The organism is Salsipaludibacter albus (assembly GCF_019798055.1).
GTDB lineage: Bacteria > Actinomycetota > Nitriliruptoria > Nitriliruptorales > Nitriliruptoraceae > Salsipaludibacter > Salsipaludibacter albus.
In genome coordinates this window covers 13,299-27,807 of the sequence record NZ_JAHOPH010000004.1, presented here as the reverse complement: position 1 = coordinate 27,807, position 14,509 = coordinate 13,299, and the positions used below count along the sequence as shown (strand labels likewise).

The 14,509-nt window shown below is 70.6% G+C and carries 11 protein-coding genes; 9 read left to right on the top strand and 2 right to left on the bottom strand.

Annotated elements, in window-relative coordinates; translation table 11 throughout:
• The first annotated feature begins 76 nt into the window (after window positions 1–76).
• From nhaA to serC, 6 genes are all read left to right on the top strand, one after another.
• Entirely contained in the window at window positions 77–1,522 is a 1,446-nt protein-coding gene (gene nhaA, locus KR546_RS03910) for a Na+/H+ antiporter NhaA (RefSeq protein WP_238443395.1), read from the top strand.
• Between the two features lie 253 nt (window positions 1,523–1,775).
• Window positions 1,776–2,951, top strand: coding sequence for a BMP family lipoprotein (locus KR546_RS03905; protein WP_238443394.1), 1,176 nt, complete (start codon window positions 1,776–1,778; stop codon window positions 2,949–2,951).
• Window positions 2,952–3,072: 121 nt separating this feature from the next.
• Complete coding sequence (locus KR546_RS03900) at window positions 3,073–4,623, top strand: ABC transporter ATP-binding protein (RefSeq protein ID WP_420804238.1); 1,551 nt, start codon at window positions 3,073–3,075, stop codon at window positions 4,621–4,623.
• Between the two features lie 44 nt (window positions 4,624–4,667).
• Window positions 4,668–5,915, top strand: coding sequence for an ABC transporter permease (locus tag KR546_RS03895; RefSeq protein WP_238443393.1), 1,248 nt, complete (start codon window positions 4,668–4,670; stop codon window positions 5,913–5,915).
• The gene (locus KR546_RS03890) at window positions 5,912–7,207 is read left to right on the top strand and encodes an ABC transporter permease (RefSeq protein WP_238443392.1); all 1,296 of its coding nucleotides are present in this window, start codon (window positions 5,912–5,914) and stop codon (window positions 7,205–7,207) included. Before KR546_RS03895 ends, KR546_RS03890 begins: the two co-directional genes overlap by 4 nt.
• 108 nt (window positions 7,208–7,315) lie before the next feature.
• On the top strand, window positions 7,316–8,434 hold the full coding sequence (serC, locus tag KR546_RS03885; RefSeq protein WP_238443391.1) for a phosphoserine transaminase: 1,119 nt from the start codon (window positions 7,316–7,318) through the stop codon (window positions 8,432–8,434).
• Window positions 8,435–8,552: 118 nt separating this feature from the next.
• Here the strand turns inward: serC and KR546_RS03880 are convergent, their stop codons facing one another.
• Window positions 8,553–9,536, bottom strand: coding sequence for a carbohydrate kinase family protein (locus tag KR546_RS03880; RefSeq protein ID WP_238443390.1), 984 nt, complete (start codon window positions 9,534–9,536; stop codon window positions 8,553–8,555).
• Window positions 9,537–9,821: 285 nt separating this feature from the next.
• On the opposite strand from KR546_RS03880, the gene lat reads away from it, so the two are divergent.
• Window positions 9,822–11,138, top strand: a complete 1,317-nt coding sequence (gene lat, locus KR546_RS03875) for an L-lysine 6-transaminase (RefSeq protein WP_238443389.1) — start codon at window positions 9,822–9,824, stop codon at window positions 11,136–11,138.
• 76 nt (window positions 11,139–11,214) lie between these two features.
• Complete coding sequence (locus KR546_RS03870; protein ID WP_238443388.1) at window positions 11,215–12,750, top strand: aldehyde dehydrogenase family protein; 1,536 nt, start codon at window positions 11,215–11,217, stop codon at window positions 12,748–12,750.
• A 509-nt stretch (window positions 12,751–13,259) separates the two neighbouring features.
• Here the strand turns inward: KR546_RS03870 and KR546_RS03865 are convergent.
• Window positions 13,260–14,123, bottom strand: coding sequence for a PAC2 family protein (locus KR546_RS03865; RefSeq protein WP_238443387.1), 864 nt, complete (start codon window positions 14,121–14,123; stop codon window positions 13,260–13,262).
• Window positions 14,124–14,247: 124 nt separating this feature from the next.
• On the opposite strand from KR546_RS03865, the gene KR546_RS03860 reads away from it, so the two are divergent.
• A complete protein-coding gene (locus KR546_RS03860) occupies window positions 14,248–14,502 on the top strand; it encodes a hypothetical protein (RefSeq protein WP_238443386.1) in 255 nt (84 codons plus the stop codon).
• Window positions 14,503–14,509: the final 7 nt, after the last annotated feature.

The following is a 14,509-nucleotide window of genomic DNA, read 5'->3' as shown; positions in this document are numbered from 1 at the left end:
CGTCGCGCACCGGTCTCGCGGGGGCTGAGCGGGTCGCGGTATCGTGCGCCCCACTTCGTGTGTGCCGAGGAGCGCCGTGACGTCCGACCCCCAATCCGACCCCGTCCTGCCCCCGGGCTGGCGCGAGAGCGACCGGTTCGTGCCCCGCACGTTCGTGCAGCCGGCACTCAGCTTCTTCCGACTCGAGGCCTCGGGCGGCATCCTGATGCTGATCGCGGCCGTGGTCGCCCTGGCCTGGGCGAACTCGCCGATCGGGGACTCGTACTTCACGATCTTCGAGTCCACGATCGAGATCTCGTTCGGCGGCTACCACTTCCACCACCTGAGCGAGCTCACGGTGCAGGAGTGGATCAACGACGCCGCCATGGTGATCTTCTTCTTCGTGGTGGGCCTCGAGATCAAGCGCGAGGTGGTCGTCGGCGACCTGCGTGACCCGCGAGCCGCGGCCCTGCCCGCGATCGCGGCGCTGGGCGGCATGGTCGTCCCGGCAGCCATCTACCTGCTGTTCAACGTCGGGGGGGACTACGCCCACGGGTGGGGGATCCCGATGGCCACGGACATCGCGTTCGCGGTGGGCGTGGTGTCGATGGTCGGCAGCCGCGTCCCCGTGGGGGCCAAGCTGTTCCTGTTGGCGCTGGCGATCGTCGACGACGTGGGTGCGATCGCGGTCATCGCCCTGGTCTACACCACCGAGCTGGCCATGGGCTGGCTGCTGGCCGCGGTCGCCGGGCTGGTCGCCGTCTGGGGCATGAACCGGGCGGGCATCCGGGCGCTGCCGGCGTACCTGATCGTGGGGACGTTCGTCTGGCTGGCGGTGCTGGAATCGGGTGTCCACGCCACGATCGCCGGCGTCGCGCTGGCCCTGCTGACCCCCGTGACCTCGCACTACAGCCCGCGACTGTTCGCCCCGCGGGCCGAGCAACTCACGGCCCGGATCGACAACTACCTGCCCGATTCCGACTCGCTCGACGAGGTCGACCACCACACCAAGGAGCGAGTGACCGGGCTGGTCACCGACCTGCGCCGCCTGGCGACCGAGACCGTCCCACCCCTGGACCGCACCGAGCACGCCCTGGCGCCGTGGTCCTCCTACGTCGTGGTGCCGATCTTCGCCCTGGCCAACGCCGGGGTGGTCATCGACGCCGGTGCGCTGGGCGGCCTGGTCAGCGACCCCGTCACGCTCGGTGTCGCCCTGGGCCTGGTGGTCGGCAAGTTCGTCGGCGTGTTCGGCTTCGCCTGGATGGCGGTCAGGACGGGCCTCGGCCGCCTGCCGCACTTCACGACGTGGACCCACGTCGCGGGCCTGGCACTGCTGGCCGGGATCGGCTTCACCGTCGCGCTGTTCGTCGCGTCGTTGGCCTTCGAGGACCCGGCCGCGGCGGACGCGGCCAAGATCGGGATCTTCGCCGGCTCGCTGGTCGCCGGACTGCTCGGCTTCGGACTCCTGCGCTGGTTCGCGCCGGGACGTGACCAGCTCGACGCCGACCGGGACTACGTGCCGGACGCCGAGCAGGTCCACTGACCGCGCCACCACCGTGCGCACCTGACGGACACCTCGGTCCACCCCGGGCTCCCCGGCCCTACTATCTCGGTCGTTGACGTGGCCGGAGCATCCAGCTCCCCGCAGCCGACAGCCGTCCCCCCGCCGCATCCGAACGACTACCCTGCTCCGACACGCGTCGGGCGGGGGACGAACATCGCCAGATCGCCTGCTGGGGCAGTGACCGGGACGTCTCGGTCGCACCACCGGCGCATCAGCCCACACAGGAGACACCATGAGGAAGCACTACCGCTGGGGAGCCATGCTTGCTGCATCGGCCCTCGTGATCACCGCGTGCGGTGACGCGCCCGAGGAGACGAGCACCGAGGAGGAGACCACCGCCGAGGCGACCGAGTCCGCCATGCCGACCGAGAGCGACATGGCGACCGAGAGCGCCATGGCCACCGAGTCGGGGTCCGAGACCGCCACCGCTGCCGGCGACGCCGACTACTCGGCGTGCATGGTCACCGACACCGGAGGGGTCGACGACCGCTCGTTCAACCAGACCTCCTACGAGGGCATGCAGCGTGCGGAGGAGGAGCTCGGCGTCTCGATCAGCGTGCTCGAGTCCCAGTCCGCCGCCGACTTCGAGCCCAACATCAACGAGTTCATCGACCAGGACTGCGACCTGATCGTGACCGTGGGCTTCCTGCTCGGCGAGGCCACCGCGGCCGCCGCCGAGGCCAACCCCGACCAGAACTTCGCCATCGTCGACTTCGACTTCTTCGACGCCGAGGCCGGTGAGGACATCACCTTCGACAACGTGCGTGAGCTGACCTTCGCCACCGACCAGGCCGCGTTCCTCGCCGGCTACGTCGCCGCCGACCAGACCGAGACCAACGCGATCGGCACCTACGGCGGACTCAACATCCCGACCGTGTCGATCTTCATGGACGGCTACCTGGCTGGCGCCAACTACTACAACGAGCAGAACGACGCCAACGTCGAGGTGCTCGGGTGGGACGGCGCCGAGGGCCAGTTCACCGGGGACTTCGAGGACCAGACCAAGGGCCGCAACATCACCGAGCAGCTGCTGCAGAACGGCGCCGACATCATCATGCCGGTCGCCGGCCCCGTCGGCCAGGGCACCGGTGCGGCACTGCGCGCCGCCGGCACCGGCAAGATGATCTGGGTCGACACCGACGGCTACGAGAGCGTCGCCCAGTTCCAGGACCTGATCCTCACCTCGGTCATGAAGAACATGAACGTGGCGGTCTACGACACCATCGCCGCCGGCGTCGACGGCAGCTTCGAGGGTGGCCTGTACACCGGCACGCTCGAGAACGAGGGTGTCGCCATCGCGCCGTTCCACGACTTCGAGGGTGACGTCTCCGAGGAGACCCTGACCGCGCTGGACGAGATCCGCCAGGGCATCATCGACGGCGAGATCGAGGTCACGTCGGGCGGCTGATCGCTCGCCGGGATCGACCGTCGTCGTTGGGGGCACGCTGCTAGCGTGCCCCCAACGCGTACCGACGGGGGTGGCGTTCGGCCCACCGCGGGTGTCGGTGACGACGGGGAGGGACCTTGCGGTGAAGATGGAGATGCGCGGCGTCACCAAGCGCTTCCCGGGCGTGATCGCCAACCGGGACGTCGACCTGGTGGTCGAGGAGGGCGAGATCCTCGCCCTGATCGGCGAGAACGGGGCCGGCAAGTCGACCCTCATGAACGTCCTGTACGGCCTCTACGACGCTGACGAGGGCGAGGTCCTGCTCGACGACCAGCCACGGACCTTCAACGGGCCCGGCGACGCAATCGCGGCCGGCATCGGCATGGTCCACCAGCACTTCATGCTGGTGCCCGTGTTCACCGTCGCCGAGAACATCGTGCTGGGCGTGGAGCCGACCCGTGGCGCCGGCCGGCTCGCCGTGCGCCGGGCCGAGGAGTCGGTCCGCGAGTTGTCGGACCGCCACAACCTGCCGGTCGACCCGCACGCCGTCATCGAGGACCTGCCGGTCGGCCTCCAGCAGCGCGTCGAGATCCTCAAGGCCCTGTACCGCGACGCCGAACTGCTGATCATGGACGAGCCGACCGCGGTGCTGACCCCCCAGGAGACCGAGGAGCTGTTCACGGCGATGCGGGCCCTCAAGGACCAGGGGACCTCGATCATCTTCATCACCCACAAGCTGGGCGAGGCGCTGGAGGTGGCGGACCGGATCAGCGTCCTGCGTGGCGGCGAGATCGCCGGCCACACCACCCCGGCCGAGACCGACCAGGACCAGCTCGCCGCGATGATGGTCGGTCGCGAGGTCGACCTGGTCGTGGACCGCGAGCCCGCCACCCCGGGCGAGGTGGTGCTGGCCATCCGGGGACTGGAGGTCGTGAACGACCGTGGCCAGTTGGCCGTCAAGGGCGTCGACCTGGACCTGCGGGCCGGCGAGATCGTCGCGATCGCCGGGGTCCAGGGCAACGGGCAGAGCGAGTTCGTGGAGGCCCTCAACGGGGTCGCCGAGGTGACCGGTGGCAGCATCGAGCTGGACGGACGCGAGCTGGTCGGGCTCCACCCGAAGGAGATCCTGCGTGCTGGGGTCGGCCAGGTCCAGGAGGACCGCTACGCCGAGGCCATGGTCGCCGAGTTCAGCGTCGCCGAGAACCTGGTCCTGAACACGTGGGACGCCGAACCCTACGCACGCCGTGGGGTCCTGCAGTCACGCACCATCGACGAGCTGGCCCGCAAGGAGGTCGAGGAGTTCGACATCCGCACGCCCTCGATCCACACCGACATGGGCAACCTGTCCGGCGGCAACCAGCAGAAGGTCGTGGTCGCGCGCGAGTTCGCCCGTGACCTGCGCGTGCTGGTCGCGGCGGGACCGACCCGCGGCATCGACGTCGGCTCCATCGAGTACATCCACGAGCGGATAGTGGCGTTCCGCGATGCCGGGCACGCCGTGCTGGTCGTCTCCACCGAGCTCGACGAGGTGATGGCTCTGGGCGACCGAGTCGCGGTGATGCACGGCGGAACACTGTCCGGCCCCTACGACGCCCCGGTCGACCGGGACGCCATCGGACTGCTGATGGCCGGCATCGACCCGGACCGGCCCGTCACGGCCAGCGGTTCGGCCGAACAGCCCCCGCAGACATGAGCGAGGATCCCGACAGGCATGAGCGACCCGACGGACGAGCAGACATGAGCACCAGCGACGACCCGCCCCCCGAGGCGGTCGACGAGGCGGTCGACGAGCGCGAGCGACGGGACGAGGACCCGGGCTGGCTCGCCCGGTTCCGGACCGAGATCGTCGACGGCCAGACCCTGCTGCTGACGTTCCTGGCGCTGGTCACGGCGCTGGCCATCGGGGCCGTGCTGATCATCCTGTCGGAGGAGGCGACCCGCGAGACGCTGACGTACTTCTTCGCCCGGCCCGGGGACTTCTTCGCGGCGGCGTGGGAGACCGTCGGCGGTGCCTACGGGGCGCTGTTCCGCGGTGCCCTCGGGGGCCCGCGCGCGTGGTCGGAGACGCTGGTGTCGGCCACCCCGCTGATCCTGACCGGGCTGGCCTTCGCCCTGCCGTTCCGTGCCCTGATCATCAACATCGGTGGCGAGGGGCAGTTCCTCGGCGGCGCCCTGCTGGGCGGGCTGGTGGGCTTCGGCGTGACCGGCCTGCCAATGGTCATCCACCTGCCCCTGACCCTGCTCGCCGGGTTCCTGGGGGGCGCGATCGTCGGCTGGGTCGCGGGCATCCTCAAGGCGCGTACCGGGGCCCACGAGGTCATCACGACGATCATGCTCAACAACATCATGATCCTGCTCACCGACTACCTGCTGCTGACCGCGCTGTTCCAGCGGCCAGACCGCCCGGACCCGATCAGCAAGGCCGTGGCCGGCTCGGCGACCCTGCCACTGTTGTTCGGCGCCGGCTTTCGGGTCCACTGGGGGTTCGTGCTGGCGGTGCTGGTCGCGATCGCGACCTGGTGGATGCTGGAGCGCAGCACGCTGGGCTTCGAGATCAAGGCGGTCGGGCACAACCCACGCGCCGCCCGGTTCGCGGGCATGAATCCCGACCGGATCTACTGGCTGGTCCTGGCGATCGCCGGTGGGCTCGCGGCGCTCGGCGGAATCGTGCAGCTGTCCGGGGTCCAGGGACGGATCACGCCCGGGTTCGCCGCCGGGCTGGGGTTCGACGGGATCACCGTCGCCCTGCTGGGCCGCTCCAGTCCGTTGGGCGTCATCGCCGCGGCCCTGCTGTTCGGTGGGCTGCGGGCCGGTGGGCTGGCCATGCAGGCCGACACCCAGATCTCGCTTGACCTGGTGACCGTCCTGCAGGCCCTGATCGTGATCTTCATCGCGGCCCCGGCCCTGATCCGCTCCCTGTGGCACGTCAAGACCCGCAAGGAGAGTGGCCTGGAGGCCACCGCGTCCGGGGGGTGGTCCGCATGAGTGCCGACCTCGACGCCCGTCCCGCCGAGTCCACCCGCGACGACGGGCTGGACCCGACCAGCCCCCTGGTCACCCGACGACGCGCCTTCGGCATCTTCCTGGTGGCGCTGGCCGCCGTCACCCTGCTGTTCCTGCTCGGGGAGGGGGGCGAGGCCACCTTCGTCCTGCGCGACATCACCGGTGGGGACCCGTACTTCCAGATGCCCGACCTGGTCGTCTCTGTCGGCACGGTGGTGCTCGTCGTCGCGATCCTCGCGGCCTTCGCCGGCGGGATCCAGCTCGCCCGCGGCTTCGGCCGACGCACGTACCTGGTGCTCGGCCTGGTCCTGGCGCTGTTCGTGTTCGCCTTCCTGACCTGGGCGACCGCGGGCTCCTCGCTGAACCTGCTCGCGATCCTGCGCCTGACCATCCGCCAGGCCGTTCCCCTGGTGTTCGGAGCGCTCGCCGGCGTGCTGTGCGAACGCTCCGGAGTCATGAACATCGCCATCGAGGCCCAGTTCCTCACCGCGGCGTTCACCGGCGCCCTGGTCGGCAGCGTGTCCAGCAACGCCTGGGTCGGACTGCTGGCCGGGGCTGCCGGCGGGGCCTTCATCGGGTGGCTGCTGGCCGTGATGGCGATCAAGTACCGCACCGACCAGATCATCGTCGGGGTCGTGCTGATCGTGTTCGCGACCGGGCTGACGTCGTTCCTGGCCAGCCAGCTGCTGACCCCCAACCCCGACCTCAACACCCCGGCGATCGTGTCACCCATCGGGATCCCGGTGCTGTCGCGGATCCCGGTGCTGGGGCCGCTGTTCTTCAACCACACCATCTTCGTCTACGGGGCGTTCGCCGCCGTGCTGCTGGTCCACTGGGCGTTGTTCAAGACCAAGTGGGGCCTGCGGGTCCGCTCGGTCGGTGAGCACCCCCGGGCCGCCGACACCGTCGGCATCAACGTCTACCGGATCCGCTACCAGGCCGTCGTCCTGGGGGGCGCGGTGGCCGGCCTTGGCGGCGCCTTCTTCACCCTGGACTCCGCCGCCCAGTTCTCCGAGGAGATGACTGCGGGGCTGGGCTTCATCGCGCTGGCAGCGATGATCGTGGGTCGTTGGCGTCCCTTCGGCGCACTCGGTGCCGCGCTGATCTTCGGGTTCGCCGGCTCACTGTCGGGTGGCCTCGCCATCGTGCAGGTCCCGATCCCGTCGGAGTTCCTCCTGATGGCCCCGTACCTGGTGACCATCGTGGTCGTCGCCGGACTGGTCGGGCGGCCGCGGCCACCCGCCGCCGACGGCGTGCCCTACGTCAAGGAGTAGCGTCCGGCCACGGCGTGTGGCTCGGCCCGGTTGCCACCGGGCCGAGTGGCGACGTCGGCCAGCCACGCCGTAGTGTCCGTGCCCCGCACCCGACCGCCGGGGGAACCCATGCCCGCCACGCCCGACCTGACCGTGCCCGCCGACCTGCTGCCCGCCGACGGGCGGTTCGGCTGTGGACCGTCCCGTGTCCGCGTGGAGGCACTGGAGGCGCTTGCCGCCACGGGTGCCGACCTGCTCGGGACGTCGCATCGCAAGGACCGGGTCCGGGACCAGGTCGCCCGGCTGCGGCGGGGCATCGCCGAGGTCTTCGACCTGCCCGACGGGTACGAGGTCCTGCTGGCCATGGGCGGGGCGACGGCCTTCTGGGACGCAGCCACGTTCGGGCTGGTCCGTGGGCGCGCCCGTCACTACGTCTTCGGCGAGTTCTCGGGCAAGTTCGCCGCGGTCACGGCCGAGGCACCGTTCCTCGCCGACCCCGACGTCGTCGAGTCCCGGATCGGCACGGCGCCGACCGTCACGCCCGCCCCCGACGACGTCGACGTGCAGGCCCTGACCCACAACGAGACGTCCACCGGCGTGATGATGGACCCGGTCCGCGCCGACGACGCCCTGGTGCTGGTCGACGCGACCTCGGGCGCGGGTGGACTCCCGGTCGACCTGTCGCAGGTCGACGCCTACTACTTCTCGTTGCAGAAGGGCTTCGCCGCCGAGGGAGGCCTGACGGTGGTCATCGCCTCGCCCGCGCTGCTCGAGCGGATCGACGAGCTCGCGGGCGGTGACCGGTGGATCCCACCCTTCCTGCGACTGTCGACCGCGGTCACCAACTCGCGCAAGGAACAGACCTACAACACGCCGTCGGTGTCGACGATCTTCCTGGCGGCCGAGCAGACGGACTGGCTGGCCGGTCGTGGCGGACTGGACGCGGTCGTGGCCGACCAGCGCGACAAGGCGGCAATCGTCTACGACTGGGCCGGTGAGCGGGACTGGGCGTCGCCGTTCGTCACGGACGTGTCGGAGCGTTCACTGGTCGTGGCGACGATCGACCTCGACGACGCGATCGACGCCGACCTGGTCAACGACGTGCTGCGCGCCAACGGGGTCCTGGACACCGACGGCTACCGCAAGCTCGGTCGCAACCAGCTGCGGGTCGGGATGTTCCCGGCCGTCCCGGCGTCGGACCTGCAGGCCTACGTCGCCACGGTCGACTGGATCGTCGACCACCTCTGACCCGGACGCCCGCCCTCGGCGAAGAGGAGAGCGGGATGTTGTGAGCGCAGCGAACAACTCCAACGCGGCCGCAGGCCGCGCAGCAACTCCAACCTGAGCGAAGCTCAGGCGACCACCTCTAGCGGATGGTCAGTCGGTCCTCGAGCTCGCTGGCGGCGTCGCGGCCGTACGCGGTGCGGAACCGGTCGAGGAAGCTCGTGCGCTCCAGCCCGTACTCCTGCGTGCCGACGTGCTCGAGCACGTAGGTCGCCGTCAGCGATCCGAGCTGGGCGCACCGCTCGAGGTCGAGCTGCCACGACTGTCCGGCGAGGAAGCCGGAACGGAAGGCATCGCCCATGCCCGTCGGGTCGGTGCGACGTCGCTCCGGCACCGCCTCCACGCGCACGGGCTCGTCGCCCTCGCGCTCCAGCAGGCAACCCTTCGGGCCCAGCGTGGTCACGCGGACGTCGACCCGCTTGAGCACCTCGTCGTCGCCCCAGCCGGTCTTGCGCTCGAGCAGGGCCTTCTCGTAGTCGTTCATGATCAGCACGGCGGCACCGTCGACCAGCTTGCGGACGTCCGAGCCGGGCATGCGCGCGATCTGCTGGCCCGGGTCGGCCATGAAGGCGATGTCCTGCTCGCGGCACTCCTCGGTGTGGCGCAGCATGGCGGTGGGGTCGTTGGGCGACACCACCACCATGTCCAGGCCGCCCAGCCGCTGCGCGATCGGCCCGAGCTCGATGAAGCGGGCCTCCTCCATCGCGCCGGTGTAGAACGACGCGATCTGGTTCTGGTCGTCGTCGGTGGTGCACAGGAACCGGGCGGTGTGCTTGAGCTCGGACACGTGGACCCCGGAGGTGTCGACGCCGTGGCGATCCAGCCACGCCCGGTAGTCGGTGTTGAAGTCCTCGCCGACCGCGCCGACCAGCACCGGACGCTGGCCGAACAGGGCGAGCCCGAAGGCGATGTTGGCGGCCACGCCGCCCCGGCGGACCTCGAGCTCGTCGACCAGGAACGACAACGACACGCGGTCGAGCTGGTCGGGCACGAGCTGTTCGGAGATGCGACCCGGGAAGGTCATCAGGTAGTCGGTGGCGATGGAGCCGGTCACGGCGATGCGCATGGGGGCCTCGGAGGACGAAGAATCGACGGGTTCAGGGTAGTTCGCGGCCGACCGCGAGGACACACGGCGTCCCGGCCGACCGGGCGCGACCCACGAGCGCGATGGGCGCACCCGCGCGGCCTCCGACTTCGCCCGCAGCGGCGCCGGGTCGTAGGCTGGCGGGCACGGTCAACGACGACCGCACTCCGTCGTGCGCCCGGACCGTCCTGCTGCTGAAGGTGACCCCTCCGTGCCGGCAGCGACGGCGCGGGCCGATGTCGACGGACCGATCGGCAAGGAGCCCCCATGACCCGTGGCGCGCCCGCAGACGTGCTGGACACCCTCCGAGGACACCTCCTCGTCGACGGCTTCGACCTCGTGCTGGACCTGGATCGCAGTTCCGGCGCACACCTGGTCGACCAACGCGACGGCCGCTCGTGGCTGGACATGTTCTCGTTCTTCGCGTCCAACGCACTGGGGATGAACCACCCCGTCTTCGCCGACGACGACGTGCGCGAGCGACTCCTGCGAGCCGCCATCAACAAGCCGTCCAACAGCGACGTCTACAGCGACGTGCTCGCCGACTTCGTCACCTCGTTCGAGCGCGTGCTGGGCATCGACGAGCTGCCCCACCTGTTCCTGATCGAGGGCGGCGCGCTGGCCGTCGAGAACACGCTCAAGGCCGCGTTCGACCACCACTCGCGACGCAGCGAGGCGGCCGGTCGCGGGGACGGCCCGGGCGTCATCGCCCACCTCCAGGGCGCCTTCCACGGACGGTCCGGCTACACGATGAGCCTGACCAACACCGACCCGGCCAAGGTTGCCCGGTTCCCGAAGTTCGATTGGCCACGCCTGCCGACTCCCGCGCTGTCGTTCCCCCTGGAGGCCAACGCCGACGCCAACGAGGCCGCCACGGTCGCGGCGCTGGCCGCCGTCACCGAGCTCTTCGAGCAGCGTGGCCACGACATCGCCGCGTTCATCGCCGAGCCGATCCAGGGCGAGGGGGGCGACCGGCACCTCTCCGCGACCTACCTGCAGGGTGTGCAGGAGCTCTGCCACGCCCACGACAGCCTGTTCATCCTCGACGAGGTGCAGACCGGCGTCGGCATCACCGGCAGCCCCTGGGTGCACACCCAGCTCGGGCTGGAGCCGGACCTGGTCGCGTTCGGCAAGAAGACCCACGTGTGCGGCGTGATGGGCGGACGTCACGTCGACGACCTCGACGACAACGTCTTCACGGTCTCGAGCCGGATCAACTCGACCTTCGGTGGCAACCTGACCGACATCGCGCGCGCGACCACGATCTTCGACGTGATCGAGCGCGACAGCCTGGTCGACAACGCCGCGAAGGTGGGCGAGCACCTGTTGATCGGCCTGCGCGAGCTCGCAGACGACCACCCGTCGGTGTCCAACGCCCGTGGCCGTGGCCTGTTCTGTGCCTTCGACCTGCCGGACCGTGACCGGCGCGACGCCGTCGTCTCGCACCTGTACGCCCACGAGCGGGTCATCGTCCTGGGCTGCGGCACCCGGTCCATCCGGTTCCGTCCTGCCCTGACGATCACGCCCGCCGAGATCGACCTCGCCCTGGACGCCGTCCAGCGTGCCCTCGTGGCCACTGCCTGAACGGCACCGCGACACCACTGCCGGGCACGCCCGGCCACCGACCTCCCCACCTGCCCGATCCGCTCCGGAGTCCGACATGTTCACCTCGATCATCAACGGCGAGGCCCAGACTGGCCCCACCACGCTCACCGCCGCCAACCCGGCGAACCTGGACGACGTGCTGGGCGAGGCGTCGCTGGTCGACGGGGCCGCCTTCGCCGGCGCCGCCGCAGACGCCGCCACCGCCCAGCGCGAGTGGGCCGCCGTGCCCGCCCCGATCCGCGGCGTCGCCATCCACCGCCTGGGGGTCCTGTTCGAGGACAACAAGCAGGCGCTGGCGGAACTGGTGACCCGGGAGATCGGCAAGCCCCTGCCCGAGTCGCTGGGCGAGGTGCAGGAGGCGATCGACACCTGCATCTTCTTCGCCTCGGAGGGGCGGCGGCTGTACGGCCAGACGGTGCCGTCGGAGATGCCGGCCAAGCACCTGTCGACCTACCGGGTGCCGGTCGGGACGATGGCCATCGTCACCGCGGGCAACTTCCCGGTCGCGGTCCCGTCGTGGTACGTCGTCCCCGCGCTGGTCGCCGGCAACGCCGTGGTGTGGAAGCCCGCCGAGTACACGCCGGCGATCGCGGAGGCCTTCACCCGGCTGGTCCACGCGGCGGGCATCCCGCCGTCGGTGTTCCAGATGGTCCTGGCCGACGGCCCGGCCACCTCGGACGGGCTCGAGCAGGCCCTGGAGGCAGGCTCGCTCCACAAGGTCGGCTTCACCGGGTCGTCCACGGTCGGTCGCCGCATCGCCGAGCTGTGCGGACGCCACCTGGTCAGCCCGACACTCGAGCTGGGTGGCAAGAACCCGCTCGTCGTCATGCCCGACGCCGACCTCGACCTGGCGGTCGAGGGCGCGCTGTTCTCGGGCTTCGGCACGGCGGGCCAGCGCTGCACGTCGTTGGGCATCCTGGTGCTGCACGAGCAGATCGCCGACGAGTTCCTGTCACGCTTCACCGCGGCGGTCGAGTCCGCGGCGATCGGGGACCCGACCCAGGACGTCCTGTACGGGCCGATGATCTCCGAGCGGTTCGCGGTCAACTTCGAGAAGTGGCTGCAGGAGATCGAGGACCACCACACGGTCGCCGGCTCGACCGGGGTCGGCCGGATCACCGCGGACAACCCGCGCGAGGGATTCGTGGGGGACCCGACGATCGGGATCTTCGACCACCCGACGATCGTCAGCGGCGTGACCCGCGACGACGCGCTGTACCGCAACGAGACCTTCGGTCCGATCGTGCCCGTGACCACCGCGGTCGACTTCGACGACGCGGTCGAGCTGGCCAACGGCCATGGCTACGGACTGTCGTCGTCGATCTACACCACCGACCCCGCGACGGCGTTCAGCTTCCGCGAGCAGGTGTCGGCGGGGATGCTGTCGATCAACAACTCGACGTCGGGGGCCGAGGCGCACCTGCCCTTCGGCGGCAACGGCAAGTCCGGCAACGGCGCGCGCCAGTCCGGGATCTGGGTGCTGGACCAGGTCACTCGCTGGCAGTCCACCAACTGGGACTGGTCGGGCCAACTCCAGAAGGCCCAGATGGACGTCGCCACCGTCGAGGCCGACATGGACTTCCGGCTCTGAATGAGCACACGGTGCGGACGGTGGTCCCGGTCACGGCTTGAAGGACCCGGACGAGCCGGCGTCCTTCGCCTGCACCGGCGTCCCCCGCACCGCGTGGGCAGGGCCGACCCAACAGCGGTCGGCGCTGCCTCCAGCCAGGTCGGGAACGAGGTCAGCACGCGGTGCGGATGGCGGTCCCGGTCAGGGCTTGAAGGACCCGGACGAGCCGGCGTCCTTCGCCTGCACCGGCGTCCCCCGCACCGCGTGGGCAGGGCCGACCAGACAGCGGTCGGCGCTGCCTCCAGCCACGTCGAGTGTGCTGATCCCTCCAACGCGCTGGAGCAGGGCGCACACTCGACTGCAGGAGTGGGACGTCCGTTGCGAGCGAGGATGGAGGCGAGGACGAGCGCTGTTGGCTCGTCCTCGCCCACCCGATGCGGGGGAGGTGGGACGAGGCGAAGCGGGCCGGTTCGCCCCGGTCCTTCCCGCCGCCCACGGACATGATTTCCGCAGCGGGTGCCCGTCCGTGACTATCCGCGGTTGCGGAGGAAGCGTTCGAGCTCCTCGGCGATCTGGTCACCGGTGGGCAGGGGGCCCTCGAGGCCCGAGTCCTCGGCGACGTCAGCGTCGTAGGCACCCTCGAGGGCGCTGATGTGGGCCGACACCTCGCCCGACTCCGCGGCGGCCTCGGCGAGGCGCTCGGCGTGGCCGACCGCCTCCTCCTCGAGCTCGTCGAGCCGGGGGGTGAAGTCGAGGTGCTCGCCCAGCCGGCGCAGGAGCATGGCTGCGGCGGCGGGGTAGTCACCGGCGACGTAGTGGGGGATGCGCGCCCACATGCCGAGGGTGCGCAGGCCCAGGTCGCCCAGTGCGACCTCCAGGGTCACCTGCGCCGAGCCCGGCACGACCATCTTCTCGTGGGCCCGACCGAACCTGACCAGCAGCGACTCGTCGTTGGAGGTCGTCGTGACCCGCACGGGCCGGGTGTGGGGGACCGGCCCCGGCACGGAGCCCAGGCCGACGTAGTCACTGAGGCCGATCGCCCGGGTCAGTTCGGCGAGGTCGTCCCCGAGCGCCTGCCAGGCGAAGTCGGGCTCGGCACCGGTCAGCACCAGGATCGAGCGCTCGTCGGTGACGTCGACCCGGTACAGGTCGATCGTCGGCCAGGTGACCTCCCCGAAGTGGCCCGCGTCGATGGGCACCATCGGGCGGCGGTCGCGGAAGTCGAAGACCGCGTCGGGGCGCGCGTCTCCGAGGTGCTGGGACGGGTGGTCCGAGACCAGGTGCTCGGCCGCGGTGGTCCCGGCCGCCCCGGCGTCGGTCCAGCCGTCGAGGCCGACCACCAGTGAGGTGGCGCCCCGGGCGTCCATGTCGTCGTGGAGTCGAAGAATGTCCATGGGGGCAGGATATGCCGCTCGTGCCACGACCCCGGGCACCCTGTGTGGAGCCGACGCAGGTTGTCTCCCCGGCGGGGGCACAGGTTGCCCCGGCGTCCGAGGACGTTGGGGTACGGTGGCCCACATGGACACGACGACTCCCACCGCCGCCCCGACCACCCCACCCGACACGCGCGAGTGCACGCGCTGTGATGGCTCACAGCATCTCGTCGCGACCTTCGAGGGCATGGGGAAGTATCGCTGCGACACCTGCGAGTTGGTCGTGGGATTCGACCTCGACGCATCCGAGGTGGAATTCCTGATCGACCGTGGCCAGCCCGGTCGCTACACCCGGGACCGTTTCGGTCCCGTGCTGTCGGGATCCGAACGCCGCCTGTGATCCTCGG

What these genes read in the sequence shown, in the direction of transcription:
- KR546_RS03905 (WP_238443394.1), top strand. Translation starts at nt 1,776, where the DNA reads ATGAGGAAGCACTACCGCTGGGGAGCCATGCTTGCTGCATCGGCCCTC.
- KR546_RS03895 (WP_238443393.1), top strand. Translation starts at nt 4,668, where the DNA reads ATGAGCACCAGCGACGACCCGCCCCCCGAGGCGGTCGACGAGGCGGTC.
- KR546_RS03890 (WP_238443392.1), top strand. Translation starts at nt 5,912, where the DNA reads ATGAGTGCCGACCTCGACGCCCGTCCCGCCGAGTCCACCCGCGACGAC.
- serC (WP_238443391.1), top strand. Translation starts at nt 7,316, where the DNA reads ATGCCCGCCACGCCCGACCTGACCGTGCCCGCCGACCTGCTGCCCGCC.
- KR546_RS03880 (WP_238443390.1), bottom strand. Translation starts at nt 9,536, where the DNA reads ATGCGCATCGCCGTGACCGGCTCCATCGCCACCGACTACCTGATGACC.
- lat (WP_238443389.1), top strand. Translation starts at nt 9,822, where the DNA reads ATGACCCGTGGCGCGCCCGCAGACGTGCTGGACACCCTCCGAGGACAC.
- KR546_RS03870 (WP_238443388.1), top strand. Translation starts at nt 11,215, where the DNA reads ATGTTCACCTCGATCATCAACGGCGAGGCCCAGACTGGCCCCACCACG.
- KR546_RS03865 (WP_238443387.1), bottom strand. Translation starts at nt 14,123, where the DNA reads ATGGACATTCTTCGACTCCACGACGACATGGACGCCCGGGGCGCCACC.
- KR546_RS03860 (WP_238443386.1), top strand. Translation starts at nt 14,248, where the DNA reads ATGGACACGACGACTCCCACCGCCGCCCCGACCACCCCACCCGACACG.